The organism is Bacillus sp. JJ675 (genome assembly GCF_036963165.1).
GTDB lineage: Bacteria > Bacillota > Bacilli > Bacillales > Bacillaceae > Bacillus > Bacillus glycinifermentans.
Genome location: NZ_JBALMR010000031.1, coordinates 1 through 19,344 on the forward strand (window position 1 = coordinate 1; position 19,344 = coordinate 19,344).

21 protein-coding genes are annotated in these 19,344 nt (G+C 46.9%); 17 read left to right on the forward strand and 4 right to left on the reverse strand.

The genetic code is table 11. The annotated features are described in order from the left end of the window. Positions 1-156: 156 nt before the first annotated feature. Positions 157-714, reverse strand: coding sequence for a YufK family protein (locus V7126_RS08820; RefSeq protein WP_046131669.1), 558 nt, complete (start codon positions 712-714; stop codon positions 157-159). Between the two features lie 192 nt (positions 715-906). Between V7126_RS08820 and malK the strand changes: the two genes are divergently transcribed. The 10 genes from malK (at position 907) to V7126_RS08870 (ending at position 11,972) form a co-directional block, all read left to right on the forward strand. After that, positions 907-2,508: a malate sensor histidine kinase MalK gene (malK, locus tag V7126_RS08825; protein ID WP_046131670.1), complete on the forward strand. Its 1,602-nt coding sequence runs from the start codon at positions 907-909 to the stop codon at positions 2,506-2,508. Next, positions 2,501-3,208, forward strand: a complete 708-nt coding sequence (locus V7126_RS08830; protein WP_046131671.1) for a response regulator — start codon at positions 2,501-2,503, stop codon at positions 3,206-3,208. The genes malK and V7126_RS08830 overlap by 8 nt, the downstream gene beginning before the upstream one ends. 357 nt (positions 3,209-3,565) lie before the next feature. Beyond that, complete coding sequence (locus tag V7126_RS08835) at positions 3,566-4,645, forward strand: BMP family lipoprotein (RefSeq protein ID WP_175077262.1); 1,080 nt, start codon at positions 3,566-3,568, stop codon at positions 4,643-4,645. 114 nt (positions 4,646-4,759) lie between these two features. Then, positions 4,760-6,295 (forward strand): ABC transporter ATP-binding protein, encoded by a 1,536-nt coding sequence (locus tag V7126_RS08840; RefSeq protein WP_046131673.1) that lies wholly within the window; start codon positions 4,760-4,762, stop codon positions 6,293-6,295. Next, positions 6,288-7,334 carry an ABC transporter permease gene (locus V7126_RS08845; RefSeq protein ID WP_046131674.1) on the forward strand — a complete coding sequence of 349 codons (1,047 nt, stop codon included), beginning with the start codon at positions 6,288-6,290 and terminating at the stop codon, positions 7,332-7,334. Before V7126_RS08840 ends, V7126_RS08845 begins: the two co-directional genes overlap by 8 nt. Continuing rightward, positions 7,335-8,294, forward strand: coding sequence for an ABC transporter permease (locus tag V7126_RS08850; protein WP_175077263.1), 960 nt, complete (start codon positions 7,335-7,337; stop codon positions 8,292-8,294). It begins immediately after the preceding gene. A 228-nt stretch (positions 8,295-8,522) separates the two neighbouring features. Next, on the forward strand, positions 8,523-9,056 hold the full coding sequence (pssA, locus tag V7126_RS08855) for a CDP-diacylglycerol--serine O-phosphatidyltransferase (protein ID WP_046131676.1): 534 nt from the start codon (positions 8,523-8,525) through the stop codon (positions 9,054-9,056). A 6-nt stretch (positions 9,057-9,062) separates the two neighbouring features. Beyond that, the gene (locus V7126_RS08860) at positions 9,063-9,545 is read left to right on the forward strand and encodes a DedA family protein (RefSeq protein ID WP_175077264.1); all 483 of its coding nucleotides are present in this window, start codon (positions 9,063-9,065) and stop codon (positions 9,543-9,545) included. Positions 9,546-9,579: 34 nt separating this feature from the next. After that, a complete protein-coding gene (locus tag V7126_RS08865; protein ID WP_175077265.1) occupies positions 9,580-10,368 on the forward strand; it encodes a phosphatidylserine decarboxylase in 789 nt (262 codons plus the stop codon). A gap of 263 nt (positions 10,369-10,631) precedes the next feature. Beyond that, positions 10,632-11,972 (forward strand): 2-hydroxycarboxylate transporter family protein, encoded by a 1,341-nt coding sequence (locus V7126_RS08870; RefSeq protein ID WP_046131679.1) that lies wholly within the window; start codon positions 10,632-10,634, stop codon positions 11,970-11,972. Between the two features lie 48 nt (positions 11,973-12,020). Here V7126_RS08870 and V7126_RS08875 read toward each other — a convergent pair whose 3' ends face one another. Next, positions 12,021-12,242 carry a hypothetical protein gene (locus V7126_RS08875; protein WP_046131680.1) on the reverse strand — a complete coding sequence of 74 codons (222 nt, stop codon included), beginning with the start codon at positions 12,240-12,242 and terminating at the stop codon, positions 12,021-12,023. A gap of 243 nt (positions 12,243-12,485) precedes the next feature. Here V7126_RS08875 and V7126_RS08880 point away from each other — a divergent pair, with 243 nt between their 5' ends. From V7126_RS08880 to mnhG, 7 genes are read left to right on the forward strand one after another with little or no spacing between them, the layout of a single operon-like run. Continuing rightward, positions 12,486-14,888, forward strand: a complete 2,403-nt coding sequence (locus V7126_RS08880; protein ID WP_046131681.1) for a Na+/H+ antiporter subunit A — start codon at positions 12,486-12,488, stop codon at positions 14,886-14,888. Further along, on the forward strand, positions 14,885-15,316 hold the full coding sequence (locus V7126_RS08885) for a Na(+)/H(+) antiporter subunit B (protein ID WP_046131682.1): 432 nt from the start codon (positions 14,885-14,887) through the stop codon (positions 15,314-15,316). The genes V7126_RS08880 and V7126_RS08885 overlap by 4 nt, the downstream gene beginning before the upstream one ends. Beyond that, positions 15,316-15,657: a Na(+)/H(+) antiporter subunit C gene (locus V7126_RS08890; protein ID WP_046131683.1), complete on the forward strand. Its 342-nt coding sequence runs from the start codon at positions 15,316-15,318 to the stop codon at positions 15,655-15,657. The genes V7126_RS08885 and V7126_RS08890 overlap by 1 nt, the downstream gene beginning before the upstream one ends. Then, positions 15,650-17,128, forward strand: coding sequence for a Na+/H+ antiporter subunit D (locus tag V7126_RS08895; RefSeq protein WP_046131684.1), 1,479 nt, complete (start codon positions 15,650-15,652; stop codon positions 17,126-17,128). The genes V7126_RS08890 and V7126_RS08895 overlap by 8 nt, the downstream gene beginning before the upstream one ends. 5 nt (positions 17,129-17,133) lie before the next feature. Beyond that, positions 17,134-17,610 (forward strand): Na+/H+ antiporter subunit E, encoded by a 477-nt coding sequence (locus tag V7126_RS08900; RefSeq protein ID WP_046131685.1) that lies wholly within the window; start codon positions 17,134-17,136, stop codon positions 17,608-17,610. Continuing rightward, positions 17,610-17,894, forward strand: coding sequence for a Na(+)/H(+) antiporter subunit F1 (locus V7126_RS08905; protein WP_046131686.1), 285 nt, complete (start codon positions 17,610-17,612; stop codon positions 17,892-17,894). Before V7126_RS08900 ends, V7126_RS08905 begins: the two co-directional genes overlap by 1 nt. Then, complete coding sequence (gene mnhG / locus V7126_RS08910; protein WP_046131687.1) at positions 17,878-18,252, forward strand: monovalent cation/H(+) antiporter subunit G; 375 nt, start codon at positions 17,878-17,880, stop codon at positions 18,250-18,252. Before V7126_RS08905 ends, mnhG begins: the two co-directional genes overlap by 17 nt. A 41-nt stretch (positions 18,253-18,293) precedes the next feature. Here mnhG and V7126_RS08915 read toward each other — a convergent pair whose 3' ends face one another. Beyond that, the gene (locus V7126_RS08915; protein WP_046131688.1) at positions 18,294-18,686 is read right to left on the reverse strand and encodes a hotdog fold thioesterase; all 393 of its coding nucleotides are present in this window, start codon (positions 18,684-18,686) and stop codon (positions 18,294-18,296) included. 19 nt (positions 18,687-18,705) lie between these two features. Then, a complete protein-coding gene (locus V7126_RS08920; protein WP_046131689.1) occupies positions 18,706-19,344 on the reverse strand; it encodes a response regulator transcription factor in 639 nt (212 codons plus the stop codon).

Consider the following 19,344-nt stretch of genomic DNA (forward strand, 5'->3'; position numbering starts at 1 on the left):
CCTGATCACATTCTGATAGAATATTCAATTTTTCTTCTTTTGAAAACCATTTTCCAGCCATGAAAAAACTCCCCCAAGGCAAACAGATTTTTTTATTTCATCTGTCTACCTTTAGGGGAGCATATCACTGTCTCCGGTTTTTTCATGCCTCCCGTCTTACGCAGGCAGGCTGGCCATAATGCCGTTGTACAGCTTAAATATGAGATAAATCGTTCCGATGAAAAACGTAAACCAAAACAGCAGCTCAAACATAATAAAGCCGATCAACGAACCAAATGAAAGCGTGCTGTGAATCGCATAGACGATAAAAATAAAGTAAACAAGCGTCGCCAGCAGGAAAAGCGCTGCAATTCCGACAGGAAATTGGACAAAAATAAAGGATAAAAGCCCTGCTACGAGATAGATGACAGAACCGATCCTGATCTTCCTCAAGTTTGCGCCTTCAGGATCTTTTGCAAAAAATAAAAGGGAAAGCTCTGTCACCGTGTTGGCGATTAATTTAAGCGCGGAAAACACCATAAAAGAAATCAGTGCGAAAACAACAAACAAAGCCATCCTGATGCCGTTCTCAGAAAAAAACTCAAGCATTCCTTCGTAGATGCCGAAGGTTGACAAAAGCTGCATGGCATAGATAACGGCTGAAATCGCCAGTGAGGAGCTGAAAAGCAATATTGCAAAAAACGGAAAATAACCTGTTACATAAGTATTTTTCATGAAATAGACCCTTTCTGATATGTTCCACCATTCATTATGTACGACTTTAGCACCTGTTGACAAGAATATTTTCCATATTTTTATCTAAACCGGCTGTTTCAGCGGCGGAACATGCAGGATTCTTCACAAATCCGCCATTTGCCTGTAAAGTATTAATTGTTGACTTTATCAATAGATCGCGAGGAATCGCCATTGAAAAAAACATTAACACTCCAGACGCGCTTGACGATATTTGTCTGTGTTGTCGTATTTATTTCTTTATTGATCACCTTTTTTATGATCGGCTCTGAAACGGCAAGGAACATCCGGGAGCAGGAACAAACGATCGCGCTCCAGACGGCGCAGCTTGTCGCTGAATCCCCGTTGACGGTGTATGCTTTTGAAAGCGGCACATACAAAGAACTTCAGGACTATACGCTCCGCGTTCAAAAAATCACCAAAACGGATTTTGTCGTTGTGATGGATATGAACAGCATTCGCAAAACCCACCCCGATCCTCATAAAATCGGCAAGAAATTTGCAGGCGGAGACGAAAACGAAGCATTGAAAGGCCACCAGCATATCAGCACGGCAAAAGGCACGCTCGGCGAATCCCAGAGGGCTTTTGTCCCGGTTTATAATGAAAAAGGTAAACAGCTCGGAGCTGTTGCGGTCGGGATCACCCTCAATGAAATTCAGGAGATTATCAACCGGAGCCTCCGTCCTTTATATACGGTCATCGTTCTCAGCATCTGCGCCGGCATCATCGGAGCTGTCATCGTAGCCAGAAAAGTCAAGACGATCATGTTCGGAATGGAGCCTTACGAAATCGCCACACTGCTGAATGAACGGAGCGCCATGCTTGAATCGACGAAAGAAGGCATTCTCGCCGTCGATCAAAGCGGCAGTATCAAGCTGGCCAACGCTGAAGCAAAACGGCTGTTCAAAAAAATGGGGATCAACGAAAGCCCGATTGATCAGGACGTAAGCACTCTTCTCCCAAACAGCCGGCTGAAGCAAGTCATCGAAACGAAGAAGCCGCTAAACGACCGGGACGTCAGAATAAACGGCCTTGAGCTTGTCTTTAACGAAGTGCCGATCCACTTAAAAAAAGGCAACATCGTCGGTGCCATCGCCACGTTCCGCGACAAAACGGAGGTTAAACATTTAGCCGAACAGCTGTCAGGTGTTAAAATGTATGCAAATGCACTGAGAGCGCAATCCCATGAGTTCATGAACAAACTCCATGTCATCCTTGGACTCGTCCAATTAAAGAACTATGATGAACTGGGAAACTATATTAAAGATATTGCGATTTACCAGCAGTCTGAAACGAGTGAAATCATTAACCATATTAAAAATTCCGTACTTGCGGGCTTTTTGCTCGGCAAGCAGAGCTATATCCGGGAGCAGGGAGCGTCTTTGGAAGTGAACTGCTCAACGACGATTCCGAATACGGCGAATACGGAAGTGATCCATGACCTGATCACGGTCATCGGCAACCTGCTCAACAATGCCTTGGATGCCGTCTCCGCTTCGGACAAAAAAAATATCTCGATATCGTTCAGATACCATGACGGCCAGCTTGATATCGAGGTGACGGATACCGGGATCGGCATATCTGAAGAAGACCAGCGGAAAATGTTTGAACAAGGCTTTTCTACAAAAGGATCCAACCGGGGCTTCGGACTTTATTTCGTAGAACAAAGCCTCGAAAATTTAAACGGACATATCATCGTGACGAGCGAAAAGAATGAAGGGACGACGTTCAGTCTCCGCATTCCGTACGAACCTAAGGAGGAAGACCATGATTGACGTATTAATTGTTGAAGACGACCCGATGGTAGGAGAGCTGAATAAGCGCTATCTCAGCCAAATAGACGGATTTCATCTGAAGGGGATCGCCGCTTCATTTCAGGAGGCAGTCTCTTTCCTGAGGGAGCACCATGTCGACCTCATCCTGCTTGACATTTACATGCCGGGCAGAAACGGCGTTGAGCTCTTAACAGAAATCAGGCGCCAAAACCAGGCGGTCGATGTGATTGTCATTTCCGCCGCAAGCGAAATGGACGTTGTTCAAAAGACGCTTCGTTTCGGCGCAGTCGATTATTTAATTAAACCTTTTGAATTCGAGCGGTTTCAATCCGCCCTCACCGATTACAAGCGAAAACAGCAAATCTATGCAAGCAACCGGAATATCAGCCAAAAAGAACTCGACTTCGAGCTTTTTCAAAAGAAGCGCGCACCTGAAAAAGTCCATCTGCCAAAAGGGCTGACAAAAAGCACCTTGAAGTTGATCTGGTCAAGCATCAAATCGTTTGACAGCCTGACGTTTACGACGGAAGACCTGGCAAAACACACCGAAATCTCCCAGGTATCCATCCGGAAGTATTTGAAATTTCTCGAAGAAATCGAGGTTCTTAACGTTGAAATGGCCTATGGAACGATCGGAAGACCCGTCTTCCAGTACAAACTAAACACAAGCCAAATAAATGTGATTAACCAGTATTTATAGGCCCGTCCTCCCCCCTTCTCCGCCTGAAGGGGGGATTTTTTTTGCAGAAAAAACGTGGCAGACCGCTTGATCCGGCACGGGCCGCGATATACAAAATAGTTCAGATCGTGTCAGGTGAAATTTCAAAATTGAAGTGTTTTTTGAAATTCAGGGAATTTTCTATTTATTTATTCTGAACAAAGTGATAAATTTATGATTGATTGGCTGATTGTGAAATAAGACAGATGTCTTATTACCTAAAAATCGGGACCGGTACAGATGATATGCCGGCATTTATCGGGGATGGTGAGACATTGGTCCTCCCGCAGATAAATATGTATTCCGGAGCCGATCAATACAAAATTGGGGGGTTATTTCTTGAATAAGCGCAAAGCTGGACTGGCTCTTTCGCTTGTCGTGGCCGCAGGTGCAATCTTGACCGCATGCGGAGCAGGCGGAAATAAAACTGGTGCCGAGAAGAAAAAAGACGATTTTACGGTCGCAATGGTAACGGATGTCGGAGGGGTAGATGATAAATCTTTTAACCAATCCTCATGGGAAGGGATTCAGGCTTTTGGAAAAGCCCATAACATGGAAAAAGGCAAAAACGGGTACGACTATCTGCAATCGAAATCAGATGCTGACTATACGACAAATCTCAACAAGCTGGCACGCGAAAAATTCAGCCTCATTTACGGCGTCGGCTACCTGATGGAGGATGCCGTCACCGAAATCGCCGAACAGCGTCCTGACAGCCACTTTGCTATCATTGACGCCGTCGTGAAAAAAGATAATGTGGCAAGCATCACATTCAACGAGAATGAAGGCTCATTCCTCGTCGGGGTTGCCGCAGCTTTATCAAGCAAATCGAAAAAGATCGGTTTTGTCGGCGGAATGGAGTCGGAATTGATCGAAAAGTTCGAAGCCGGATTCCGCGCGGGCGTACAGGCCGCTGATCCAAAAGCGACCGTACAGGTCAAATACACGGGGGCCTTCGATAAAGCCGATCTTGGAAAAGCTACGGCTGAAAGCATGTACAAATCGGGTATCGATGTCATTTACCATGCAGCCGGAGGAACCGGAAACGGCGTATTCACCGAAGCAAAAAATCTGAAAAAAGAAGATAAAAACCGCAGCGTCTGGGTTATCGGCGTCGATAAAGACCAACACACAGAAGGACAGGTCGAAGGAACCGACTTAAATGTCACGCTGACCTCTATGATCAAAAAGGTTGATGTTGCCGTTCAAGACTTGACTGAAAAAGCAAGCAAAGGCGATTTTCCGGGCGGCAAAACGATCACGTACGGCCTTAAGGAAGACGGCGTAGGCATCGCTCCGACAACCGATAACCTCTCAGAAGACACAATCAAAGCCATCGACGAATGGAAACAAAAAATCATCGACGGCAAGGTCAAAGTACCTTCTTCCCGCAAAGAGCTAAAAAACTTCAAGATATAACGTTGCTCAAAAACAATGTTCATAGCAGGCGGACGGCTTTGCCGAAGCCTAAAGGAGCTGCAGTCATGCAGCTTTTCTTATGCTGATCTTAAAACAAAGGAGCGGACCTGAACCGTGGAATATGTCATTGAAATGCTAAACATACGCAAGGAATTCCCAGGTATCGTCGCCAATGACCATATTACCCTGCAAGTAAAAAAAGGCGAAATTCATGCGCTCCTCGGCGAAAATGGCGCAGGGAAATCGACTTTGATGAACGTGCTTTTCGGTTTGTACCAGCCTGAAAAAGGCGAAATCAAGGTGCGCGGCAAAACGGTGAAGATCACCAGCCCCAACATCGCCAACGACCTTGGAATCGGCATGGTCCATCAGCATTTCATGCTTGTCGACACATTTACCGCAGCCGAAAACATCATCATTGGAAAAGAGCCGAAAAGATTCGGCATGATCGACAAAAAACGTGCCGTCCAAAAGGTGCGCGAGCTTTCCGAAACTTACGGGCTGAAAGTCGATCCGGAAGCAAAGGTGTCGGACATGTCGGTCGGAATGCAGCAGCGCGTGGAAATATTGAAAACCTTATACCGCGGCGCCGACATTCTCATTTTCGATGAACCGACTGCAGTCTTGACGCCTCAGGAAATCAAAGAACTGATTCAAATCATGAAAAACCTTGTAAACGAGGGCAAATCGATTATTTTGATCACCCATAAGCTGAAGGAGATCATGGAGGTTGCTGAAAAGGTCACGATTATCAGAAAGGGAAAAGGCATCAAAACCCTCAATGTCAAAGACACGAATAAGGATGAGCTCGCAAGCCTGATGGTCGGACGGGACGTCTCTTTTACAACCGCCAAGAAGGAAGCTGAACCGAAGGGCAAAGTCCTGTTGATCAAAGATTTGACTGTCAAAGACAAGCGCGGCATCGAAGCCGTCAAACGGCTCAATTTATCGGTCGCAGCCGGGGAAATCGTCGGCATTGCCGGAGTTGACGGAAACGGGCAGACAGAGCTGATTGAAGCGATTACAGGTCTGAAGAAAACACATGCCGGCACCATCTCCTTAAACGGAAAAGAAATCCAGAACCTGACGCCGCGGCGCATCACGGAAGCAGGCGTCGGGCATATCCCGCAGGACCGGCACAAACACGGCCTCGTTCTCGATTTTCCGATCGGCGAAAACATCGTCCTGCAAAGCTATTACAAACGCCCTTTCTCCAAATTCGGCCTGCTGAACCAAAAAGAAATCTATCAAAAAGCAAGACAGATCATCGGCGAATTTGACGTGCGCACGCCTGATGAATACACGCCGGCCAGGGCGCTGTCGGGCGGAAATCAGCAAAAAGCGATCATCGGCCGCGAAGTGGACCGCGGACCCGATCTTTTAATTGCCGCCCAGCCGACAAGGGGCCTTGATGTCGGTGCGATCGAATTCGTTCATAAGCGTCTGATTGAACAGCGGGACGCAGGAAAAGCGGTGCTCCTTCTTTCATTCGAATTGGATGAAATCCTGAATGTGAGTGACAGAATCGCCGTCATATTTGAAGGCAGCATCATCGCTGAAGTCAATCCAAAAGACGCGACTGAACAGGAGCTTGGCCTCCTGATGGCCGGAAGCAAGAAAAAGGAAGCGGGGAAAGAAGCAAATGTATAAACGATTATCGTCTTTACTCATACCGCTCACAGCCATTATTCTCGGATTGCTCGCCGGAGCCGTCATCATGCTTCTGAGCGGATATGACGTCATGAGCGGATATTCCGCCCTTTGGAACGGCATCTTTGGGGAAACCTATTATATCGGCGAAACCGTCAGACAGATTACCCCTTACATCTTATCAGGCCTTGCCGTAGCGTTCGCTTTTCGGACGGGATTATTCAACATCGGCGTCGAGGGACAGCTGCTTGCGGGATGGACGGCAGCCGTTTGGATCGGGACCGCCGTCGAAGCGCCGATGTTCATCCACCTTCCGCTCGCCGTCTGCGCCGCCGCGCTTGCGGGCGCTCTGTGGGGATTCATTCCCGGCTTTTTAAAAGCGCGCTTTTACGTACATGAAGTGATCGTGACGATCATGATGAACTATATCGCGCTGCACGTCACCAACTATTTGATCATGTACGTCATGACAGATCATAAGGATAAAACGGAAAAGATTTCCGAAACGGCGTCACTCAGATCGGACTTTCTTGAGAGAATTACCGATTTTTCAAGGCTTCATTGGGGAATCGTCATCGCCCTCCTCGCAGCTGTCATCATGTGGATCATCATTCAAAAAACGACAAAAGGCTTTGAACTGCGCGCCGTCGGTTTAAACCAGCATGCATCACAATATGCGGGCATGAGCGTAAAGAAAAACGTGGTCACGGCGATGGTGATTTCCGGTGCATTTGCCGGTATGGCGGGAGCGATGGAAGGTCTCGGAACGTTTGAATACGCCTCAGTAAAGGGATCTTTTACAGGGGTCGGCTTTGATGGAATTGCCGTCGCCCTTCTCGGCGGAAATACGGCGCTTGGCGTCGTACTCGCGGCTTGCCTGCTCGGGGGATTAAAAGTCGGCGCTCTGAACATGCCGATCGAAGCCGGCGTTCCGACCGAAGTCGTGGATATTGTCATCGCCATCATTATTTTATTTGTCGCATCGCATTACATCATCCGCCTCATGATTCAAAAACTGGGCAGCAAGGGGGGAAAATAAGTGGATATCCTGCAAATACTCGGCATTATCGTTCCGGCTACGCTCGTCTATTCTGCGCCGCTTATTTTAACCGCTCTCGGAGGCGTCTTTTCCGAAAGATCCGGGGTCGTAAACATCGGGCTTGAAGGCTTGATGATCGTCGGAGCGTTTACGGCCGTGATCTTCAATTTGTTTTTCGCCCAGCAGTTCGGGGCTTTTACGCCGTGGCTGGGGCTTGCCGCCGCAATGGCCGCAGGCGGGCTTTTCTCCCTGATTCACGCCGGCGCTTCGATTTCATTCAGGGCCGATCAGACGGTCAGCGGAGTTGCCATCAACATGCTGGCGCTCGGCAGCACGCTGTTTTTCGTAAAGCTGATCTACGGAAAAGCCCAAACGGATAAAATCCCCGAACCTTTTTACAAAACGGATATCCCCGGTTTAAGCAGTATACCGGTAGTCGGCGATATTTTGTTCTCAGATGTTTATTTCACGTCGATTTTGGCGATTGTACTCGCCGGCGTTTCATGGTTCGTTTTGTTTAAAATACCGTTCGGCCTGCGGATACGCTCTGTCGGCGAACATCCGATGGCCGCTGATACGATGGGCGTGAATGTTTACAAAATCAGATACATCAGCGGTTTTATCAGCGGCCTTTTCGGCGGTTTGGGCGGCGGGGTATATGCGTCAACGGTCACGCTTGATTTTTCGCACGCCACCATCACGGGACAGGGCTTCATCGCCCTCGCTGCGCTCGTGTTCGGAAAATGGCATCCGATCGGCGCCCTCGGGGCAGCCTTGTTTTTCGGTTTCGCACAAAGCTTGAGCATCATCGGCTCCATGCTCCCTCTGTTTAAAGAAATACCGAATGTCTACATGCTGATTGCGCCTTACGTCCTGACGATCCTCGCACTTGCGGGCTTTATCGGCAGGGCGGACGCGCCGAAGGCAAACGGAATTCCGTATATAAAAGGAAAACGATGACAAATAAAACCCGAATAAGAGAACATTGTGTTCTCTTATTCTTTTTTCGCCAATTCCCTTAATAAAACCTAAAATTTTTTAAGCAAAACCCATGTTTTTACCACTTTTATGGTATGATGAAAAAGTCTGGTTACTGTCTGTTTATTGCAGAGGCTGAACAAATGATATAAAATGTAATATTGTTTAATTTGAATATAAAACGGTTTTATTTAAAGGATGCGAAATCAATTGAAAAAAACGATCATACCTTCTTTGATTACGATTGGAAACTTTGTTTCGGGATTATCGGCCTTGCTATTGGCGTTCAGAGGGTATTTATTATTGGCGATTCTATGTGTTTTGATCGGCGCCATTTTTGATATGCTTGACGGCATGGCCGCCCGAAAACTGAATGCCGTCACTCCGTTCGGAAAAGAACTGGACTCATTGGCCGATATTATTACGTTTGGCATTGCTCCGGCCATTATTACATATTCTGTTATTTTTCACGATGCGCCGCTGATGGGCCTCCCTTCAACACTCTTGTTCCCTGTCTGCGGAGCCCTTCGGCTCGCCCGCTTCAATATTCAAGGGGAGCAGGAATATTTCACAGGACTGCCGATTACTGCGGCCGGCACAATTCTCGTGATCCTGAACCTTTTATTTGATATCCTTGGCAAAAAGATGTTCATTATGATCACCTTATTCCTGTCCTATCTCATGGTCAGCAGGATCAAAGTCATCAGCCTAAAAGGGAAAAATTTATTGAAGAAAGTGAGCTAGGGTTTAATGGATGTAGCAAAAGAATTGATTTCCCAGTACGGGTATTTTGCGATTTTCGGCATGCTCGTCCTCGGAATTATCGGGCTGCCGATTCCCGACGAAGTGATGATGACATTTGTGGGATACCTGTCTTCCATTCATATTCTACATTACGGTTTAGCCATTGTGATCAGCTTTTCAGGCGCTTTATCAGGAATGGTCATCAGCTATTTTTTAGGCAAGAAAATCGGCAAACCGCTTTTAGACAAGTTCGGAAAATGGATAGGCCTGACCCCGAAAAGGCTGGAAACCGTCCGCCGCTGGTTCGACAAATACGGACCGTGGACGATCGTTTTCGGCTATTTCATTCCGGGCATCCGCCATGTGACATGCTATCTCTCGGGGATGAACGAAATGAAAATGAAAAAGTTTCTGACCTTTGCCGGTTCAGGAGCTTTTATTTGGTGTCTCGTCTTTATCACGATCGGGTACACAATCGGCGTAATTTAATAGCTTCCCGGATGATGCAGAAGGAGTGAACAGCTTGAAAAAGCGGCTTTACCGATGTTTGATAGAATTGACAAATAAAAAGGGCGTGTCCCGGGCATTGAAAAAATTTGCTCAGTCAAAACTCAGCAAACCGCTGATCCGCCCGTATATGAAAACCTTCCAAATCAATACGGAAGAAATGCTCGAGGATGTCAGCTCTTTTAACAGTTTGCACGAGCTGTTCATCAGAAGGCTGAAAAACGGAGCCCGCCCTATTCCTTCGGTCCCGGACTGCCTGATCAGCCCGGTTGACGGAGTCATAGAAGAAATGGGCACAGTCTCCGCAGATAAACAGTTTATCGTCAAACATAAACCTTATTCATTAGAGGAAATGATCGGCAATGATGCAATCGCAAACCGCTATTTAGGCGGAACCTATATCATCATCTATTTGAGTCCACGGGACTATCATAGAATCCACAGCCCGGCGGATGGCACGCTCGAAACGCAATATTCGCTCGGCAGCTCTTCATACCCTGTTAACAAGACAGGGTTGACATACGGCAAGTCGCCGCTGACGAAAAATTACCGGATGATTTCTGAAATCAGGCATCAATACGGATCAGCCCTTCTCGTAAAAGTCGGAGCGATGTACATTAATTCGATCGTCATGCTGCAGGAGGCGAAAAACTGGCGGCAAGGCGAAGAAATCGCCTACTTTTCATTCGGCTCGACCGTTATTTTGCTGTTTGAAAAAGATACTTTTATCCCGGTCGGCACCCTCTGTCCCTCATTGAAAGTAAAAATGGGGGACATTTTAGGCTCACTGGCAAGCGTAAAATAGACCTCAATCTCCCGAGTACACCTCCGGGGGATTTTTTAATCCGCTGATTTAAAAAGCTCCGTCTCCTAAATCAAAAAACAGAGAAAGGGTTTTCATTTTGATCCAAAAGACCTATAAAATAGAGAGTTTTGAAGGAAAGCGCTCTCTTAAGGGGTCTTTTTTCTCTTTAATTTAATTATCAATCACTTATTTTAATTTAAAAATACACAAAAAATACACTTTTCTTCTACAATTGTAACCATACAAATGTGGGGGTGTTTTTCATGGAAGCAGCAAAGAATTTGAAACCGATTACAACCGATCAAAAAGAACATAAAAATGCATTTCAAAAATTGATTCATTGGAAGATCGGCGTCATTCCGTTTCCGCTTTATCTGGCATTATCCATCATTATTTTTCTATCAGCTTATTTTAACCAGCTGCCTAACGATATGCTCGGCGGATTCGCCATCATCATGATTTTGGGAGTCGTGCTCGGAGATATCGGCCAGCGGATTCCGATTTTAAAAGATATCGGCGGACCTGCGATTCTTTCATTGTTCGTTCCTTCATTTTTAGTCTTTTATAAAGTGCTCAACCCGGCGTCTTTGGATGCGGTTACAACACTAATGAAAACGTCTAACTTTCTGTATTTTTATATCGCTTGTTTAGTTGCCGGAAGCATTTTGGGCATGCACCGCACGATTTTAATTCAAGGCTTTATGAGAATGTTCGTGCCGCTTTTGGCCGGTACTATCGCCGCCGTCGCTGCCGGAATACTCGTCGGCTTAATACTAGGCTACAGCCCTTATGAATCTTTCTTCTTTATTATCGTACCGATTATTGCCGGCGGTATCGGCGAAGGAATCTTGCCGCTGTCTCTCGCCTATTCGCATATTTTGGGACAATCTACCGATGTCTTTGTTTCACAGCTCATTCCGGCTGCGATTATCGGAAACGTCGTGGCGATCATCGCGGCAGGATTGATGAAAAAACTTGGCGAAAAGCGTCCTGAGCTAAACGGAAACGGACGGCTTGTCAAATCGAAAAAAGACGATGAAATTTTCAACCAAAAAGAAGAAGAGCCTAAAATTGATTTGAAATTAATGGGCGCGGGCGTTCTGATCGCTTGTACGTTCTTCATTTTCGGCGGCCTGGTTTCGAAATTCATCGCGATTCCAGGGGCGATTTTAATGATCATTGCAGCGGCTGCAGTGAAGTATGCGAAACTGCTGCCGGCCAGCATGGAAAAAGGCGCTCACCAGCTTTACAAATTCATGTCATCAAGCTTTACTTGGCCGCTGATGGTCGGACTTGGCATTCTTTATATCCCGCTTGATGACGTTGCAGCAGTCATCTCTGTTCGCTTCGTTATCGTCTGTGCATCCGTCGTTATCGCAATGGTCACTTCAGGGTACTTTGTCGGAAAATTGATGAACATGTATCCTGTCGAATCAGCGATCGTAACAGGCTGCCACAGCGGTCTTGGCGGAACCGGGGACGTCGCCATCCTTTCGGCTTCAGGAAGAATGGGCCTCATGCCGTTCGCACAAATCTCTACGCGTCTCGGAGGCGCATCCACGGTTATTATGGCAACCATTTTATTGAGATTTTTCACATCATAACAAACAAAAAGGAGTCTGATCGATACGATCGGATTCCTTTTTTTGTTTTCAGCGTTTTACAACTCTGATATATTCCCTCGGTTTAAAAGGAGCGTTTTCTTTTTCCATACCGCTTTCCGTCTGCATCGGGGCGAAATCGCCTTCAGACGTCCGCTCTTCTTCCGCCCCTGCTTCCGGATCGTTTTCAATGGGCATTTCCCTGTTGATGATAAACGCTCCCGCAAACATCGAGCAAAACAAACCGAGGCTGGCAAAAGCTTTTGTTCTCATCTTTTATCACCTTTCGAATAGTTTGTTCAAAAAAAAATGTATTATACAAATGCCTTATTTTTTGATAAAATTGTTTTCAAGTTCATAAGACCCCATAAAACCTTGATCCTTCGCGGTCATGCAGCCGTCCAAAAATTGAGTTATAATTTGTCTAGGTCGCCAGCTCTAAAAAAGTACAGCACGTTTGAAAATGATCGTATGGAACAAAATGTATGTATATAAGCTATCAAAAGGAGGTTAATGATGACGTCTTTACATATTGCAATAGTAGCGCCTTTAGTACTCGCCTTCTTGATTCCGCTGTTGGCGAAATATGTCCGCAAGATTCATACGGGCTGGTTTGTTCTTATTCTGCCTGTTTTATTATTCGTTTATTTTTTCCGTATGATCGGCATGACTTCACATGGCGGGACGTTAAAAGCAACTTTGGAATGGATTCCTTCCTTCGGCATTAATTTTACCGCCTATGTCGATGGTCTGGGACTCCTGTTTGCCCTCCTGATTACGGGGATCGGGGCACTGGTTGTTCTGTACAGCATTTATTATCTGTCCAAGGAAAAGGAACAGCTCGGGCCGTTTTACGTTTATCTGCTCATGTTTATGGGAGCGATGCTCGGCGTCGTACTTGTTGATAACGTCATTGTACTTTATTTATTTTGGGAATTGACCAGTATCTCTTCTTTCCTGCTTATCGGCTATTGGCACAAGCGGGAAAAGTCGCGTTATGGCGCGACAAAATCGATGCTGATCACGATTTTCGGCGGCCTTTCGCTGCTTGGAGGATTCATCCTGCTCTATATCATCACGGGTTCATTCAGCATCAGGGAAATGATCAGCCAGGTTGACGCCATATCGGCGAGCGGCTTTTTCCTGCCGGCTCTCGTGCTGATTTTGATCGGAGCTTTTACAAAATCGGCTCAATTTCCTTTTTATATCTGGCTTCCGGATGCGATGGAAGCACCGACGCCGGTCAGCGCTTATTTGCATTCGGCGACGATGGTCAAAGCGGGCATCTATTTGGTGGCAAGATTCACGCCCGTTTTCGCTTTTTCGGGAGAGTGGTTTTGGATCGTATCTTTGACCGGGATCATTACGCTTTTCTGGGGTTCATTCAATGCCGTCAAACAGACGGATTTAAAAGCGATTCTCGCATTCTCCACCGTCAGCCAGCTCGGAATGATCATGTCAATGCTCGGCGTCGGGGCGGCGGCTTTGCACTTTGAGCAGTTTAATTATTATTTGGTCGCGGTCATTGCCGCCGTCTTTCATTTGATCAACCATGCCACTTTTAAAGGCAGCCTTTTCATGGCGGTCGGAATCATCGACCATGAAACCGGAACGCGGGATATCCGCAGGCTCGGCGGTTTAATGACGATCATGCCGATCACCTTTACCATTTCGCTGATCGGCGCGTTTTCGATGGCGGGATTGCCTCCGTTTAACGGGTTTTTGAGCAAGGAAATGTTTTTTACGAGCATGCTTAGAATCACTGACTTCAACCTGTTCAGCGCTGATACGTGGAGCTTTTTGTTCCCTGTGCTTGCTTGGACGGGCAGTGTGTTTACGTTTATTTACAGCATGGTGTTGCTGTTTCAGACATTCGGGGGGAAATATCAGCCTGAAAAGCTTGAGAAAAAAGCGCACGAAGCTCCGCTCGGCATGCTGATTTCGCCGATCATCCTCGTGTCTCTGGCTGTGATCTTTTTCTTTTTCCCGAACATTCTGTCTTATACGATCATTGAGCCTGCGGCTGCTTCAATTATGCCGAGCCTTTTGGACGGGGATGAAAAATTCAAGGTCCATATTTCGATATGGCACGGTTTTTCGCCTGAGCTCTTTATGACGATCGGAGTTGCGGTGCTCGGTGTTCTCGCTTATCGAACCCTTGGCAAATGGAGGAAGGTCTATAGCCTGTTTCCTGATAAGCTGACGCTGAACAACTTGTACGACCGTTCCCTCTACGGGCTTGAAAAGGGCTCCAACAAAGCCACACGGACGTACATGACGGGTTTCCTTCGGGATTACCTCGTATACATTTTTGCATTCTTCATTATCGCAGTCGGCGGTACGCTTGTGCTGACGGGAGGCTTTTCCTACAGCGTGAAAGGGACCGCTTCAATCGGCGTTTATGAGCTCGTTTTGTCAGCGGTCATGATTGCCGCCACTTTTGGAACGGTTTTTGCGAGATCAAGGCTGACGGCGATTATCGCACTCGGTGTCATCGGCTATACGCTCGCTTTGTTCTTTGTAATTTTCAGAGCGCCCGATCTGGCGCTGACGCAGCTGATTATCGAAACGATTTCAGTGGCGCTGTTCCTGCTGTGCTTCTATCATCTGCCGAAGCTCAACTTCAAACCGAAAACGAAAACATTCAGGATCACGAATGCACTCGTTTCGATTGGCGTCGGAGCTGTCGTGACGCTGCTTGCTTTAGCTTCAAACAGCCAGCGCTCCCTTGAAAGCATTTCGTCTTATTTTATTGAAAACAGCTATAAGCTAGCCGGCGGCCACAATATCGTCAACGTGGTGCTGGTTGATTTCAGGGGATTTGATACATTATTTGAAATTACCGTGCTTGTCATCGCCGCGCTTGGCATATACGGAATGATCAGGCTCAGAATGGAGAAGGGAGGAGAAGAGCATTGAATAAACAGCAGACAAACGATGTGATTTTGCAGACCGTTACAAAGGTCGCCTGCTTTATCATTTTGCTCTTTTCATTCCACCTGTTTTTTGCAGGCCATAACAATCCGGGAGGCGGCTTTATCGCAGGGCTGATGACGTCTTCTTCCTTCGTGCTGCTCCTGCTTGCCTATGATTTGAAAACGGTGAAGAACATCCTGCCTATCAATTTTATTTATGTGGCTGCAACAGGCTTATTCATCTCCGTCTGCACTGGGATCGGGTCGTTTGTATTCGGCGCTCAGTTTCTCTCGCATGCGTTCGGCTATTTTCACCTTCCGCTTCTCGGGAAAACGGAGCTCGCCACCGCCGTGCTGTTTGACACCGGCGTATACCTCGTAGTGGTCGGAGTGACGATGACCATTATTCAGACGATTGGAGAGAGAGAATAATGGAGATTTTAATGGCGTTTATTGTAGGAATATTGTTCACGGCAGCGACTTATTTAATGCTGTCAAAAAGCCTTCTGAGGGTGATCATCGGAACGGCCGTTCTCAGCCACGGCGTACACCTCCTTTTGTTGACGATGGGAGGATTAAAAAAGGGTGCTCCTCCGATTTTAAAAAACGATACAGCGTCTTATGTCGATCCGATCCCTCAGGCTCTTATTCTGACGGCGATCGTCATCGCCTTCGGCGTCACGTCTTTCCTTTTGGTCATGGCCTTCCGCGCCTACCAGGAGCTGAAAATGGACGATATGGAACAAATGAGGGGAAATGATCAACATGAATAACCTTGTCATTCTGCCAATATTGATTCCTTTATTGGCCGCGGTTTTGCTAATCTTTATGAACAAATCGATCAAGCTGATGCGCGCCTTCAGCGCCGTCTCTTCCCTTGCAGCCGTGGCAGCGGCGGCCTTGCTCGTTCAGACCGTATTCACGGACGGGATACAAACCTTGTATCTTGGCGGGTGGAAGCCTCCGTTCGGGATCATCCTTGTCGCCGATCAATTCGCCAGCATTCTCGCATTGACGACTGCGATCATCGGATTCGCGACCGTCTTGTATTCGTTTCGTTCAATCGGGGAAAAACGGGAACGTTTCTTTTATTATCCGGCTGTCCAATTTCTGCTGGCCGGTGTAAGCGGAGCTTTTTTAACGGGGGATTTGTTCAACCTGTTCGTGTTCTTCGAAGTTCTTTTAATGGCTTCATACGTTTTAATCGTCATCGGCGGCACGAAGATCCAGCTGAGAGAATCATTGAAATATATCGTATTTAATATTATTTCTTCCGCTTTATTCGTGATCGGAGTCGCTTATCTATACGCCGTGACGGGCACATTAAACATGGCGGACCTCAGCGTGCGGATCAGCGAATCCGGACACGCCGGGCTGATCACCGTTATCGCCGTGCTGTTTCTCATCGTCTTTGGATTGAAAGGCGGGATTTTCCCGCTTTATTTTTGGATGCCCGGCTCTTATTATGCGCCGCCTGCGGCCGTTTCCGCTTTGTTCGGGGCGCTGCTCACCAAAGTCGGAATGTATGCGATCGCCCGCGTGTTCACGCTGATTTTCACGCAAAACGCCGGATATACCCATCAGCTGATGGTCTGGCTTGCGGCGCTCACGATCATATTTGGCGTTATCGGGTCAATCGCCTATTGGGACGTCCAAAAAATCATCATCTACAATATCGTGACAGCGGTCGGGGTGATTCTGTTCGGCATCGCCGCCAATACGCCCGCTTCCATCGAGGGATCCATCTATTATCTGATACACGACATGATCATTAAGGGAGCGTTGTTTATGCTGTGCGGGGCGCTGTTTGCGCTGGCCGGAACGAACAGCCTGAAAAAAATGAGCGGCTATATGAAAACCCATCCTGCCCTCGGCTGGATGTTCATGATTTCTGCCGTTTCATTAGCCGGAATTCCGCCCTTCAGCGGCTTTATCGGAAAGCTGAAAATTGCCGAAGGCGGCTTTATCAGCGGAGAGTTCGTCATCACCCTGCTGATGCTGTTATCAAGTCTGCTTGTCTTATATTCCGTCATGAAAATATTTATATACGGGTTTTGGGGGGAAGAACGGAAAGACGCTTCGCGAAACAGATCGGTGAAAGGCTTCATTTATCCGGCAGCGATCCTGCTCTTTCTGTCACTCGCGGTCGGAATCGGCACCGAGTTCGTCGCTCCGTACTTTCATCAGGCAGCCGATACGCTGATTCACCCTGAAAAATACATTGAAGCCGTTTTGAAGGAGTAGATCGCATGGCATTACAAATCTTGCTGAATGTTATTCTTGCATTGTGCTGGATGTTTCTGAACAATGATCCAACCGCCGTCGGCTTTATCACCGGCTACGCGATGGGATTATTCTCGCTCTTTTTACTGAGACGCTTCTTTCCGCGCCGTTTTTACGTCCTGAACATTTGGGCGATCATCATGCTTCTCTTGATTTTCATCAAAGAACTGCTGCTCGCCAATCTCAGCGTGCTGAAGACGATCCTGGCGCCGAAGCTGAAAAATAAGCCGGGGATCTTCGCTTTTAAAACAGACCTGAAAGCAGACTGGGAAATTACGACCTTGGCGAACCTGATTACGCTGACGCCCGGCACATTGGTTATCGATATTTCAGATGACCGTTCGATTCTTTATATACATGCGGTCGATATAGACGATGCCGAAAAAGCCATCTACGACATTCGGCATTCGTTTGAAGAGGCCATTAAGGAGGTAAGCCGCTGATGTTTGAATTCATTCTCCAGCTCTCGCTCGGCATCCTGGCGATCTCCACTTTTTTATACGTCATCAGGGTGATCAAAGGACCGAGCATCCCTGACAGAGTGGTGGCGCTTGATGCGATCGGCATCAATCTGATCGGTATTACGGCTCTCGTCTCGATTCTTTTAAATACGTCCACATTTTTAGAGGTTATCTTGCTGATCGGCATTTTAGCATTTATCGGAACTGTTGCATTTTCAAAATTCCTTGAGAAAGGAGAGATTATTGAAAATGATCGAAGCCGCTAAAATTGTCATTGCCGTTTTCATTCTTTTAGGGGCGCTGATCTCCCTTGCCGCGTCATTTGGAACGTTAAGGCTCCCTGACGTCTATTCGAGAATCCACGCCGCTTCAAAAGGTGCGACATTAGGCATTATCAGCGTTCTGCTCGGCGTCTTTTTTTACTTCTGGTTCCTCCACGGCATCATCGCGGCAAAGGTGCTGCTCGGTATCGTCTTTGTCTTCCTGACGTCTCCCGTAGGCGCCCATTTGATCGCACGTGCCGCTTACAATTCAGGGGTGAAAATGGAAGAGAAAAGCGTCCAGGATGATTACGAAGGATACAGAAATTTCGTCATCAAAAAGAAAGAAGACTCTTATTTATAAAGAAAACTCGCCGAAACGGGCGAGTTTTTTTGATGAAATGGTTATGATGAGGAGGAATGCTGGACGACCGCCATGGTGCATCGAGACACGGAAATGAGCCGATCCTCTTCATCGCGGATGTCAATGTGGAATACCATCGTGGATCTTCCGACATGAAGCGGGGTTGCGACCGCTTTAACAGTCCCTTCCTTGATGGATTTGATATGGTTGGCGTTAATCTCAAGCCCGAAACAGGCCTGCCGCTTTGGATCGATGTGCTGATATGCTCCGATGCTGGCCACCGTTTCGGCCAGTGCGACAGATGCCCCTCCGTGAAGAAAGCCAAACGGCTGGCGCGTCCTTTCATCAACAGGCATGACAGCAACGCAGCGTTCTTTATTGCATTCCGTCACTTCAATGCCAAGCGCTTCAAGAAGCGTATGTTTCGTCTCCACTGGACAAGTTCTCCTTTCCTTAAAGTACGCCTTCGGATTTTGCGATCAATACAGCTTCCGTACGTGATCCGACATTCAGTTTGTTAAATACGGAAGTCAGGCTGTATTCGATCGAACGTTTGCTCAGATGCAGCGCATCGGCAATCTCCTGATTCGTATAGCCTTTTTCGACCTCTTTTAAGATCAGGCGTTCTCTTTCAGTCAATACGTCATGCTGGGTCTCTTGGCTGCTTGATTTTGTTTTTTGCTTGGTGATCAGATCTTTTAAGTAATCATAATCGACGACGATTTTATTATCCAACACCTGATATATGTACTCAATAATCTTTTCCTTTGACTCTGTTTTGCTGATCGCACCATGCATGCCGGAACGAATCGCTTCTTCAAAATAATCTTCTACTTCGTATCCGGTATAAACGATAATTTTGCATGATGAACAGGTCTCAAGGATTTTCTTGGAGAGGTCCATTCCGTTGATTTCGCCCAGATTCAAATCCATTAAGATCAGGTCATATGCAGAAAAATCATGTTTAGTCAGAAATTGTTCGCTGGCTTCCGGACTGAGGCAATCGACAAGAAAATCCTGATTCGTTTCAAGAATTGCCTTTGTCCCCTCCATGACAGCCGGATGATCATCGATCACAAGTAATCTTCTCAT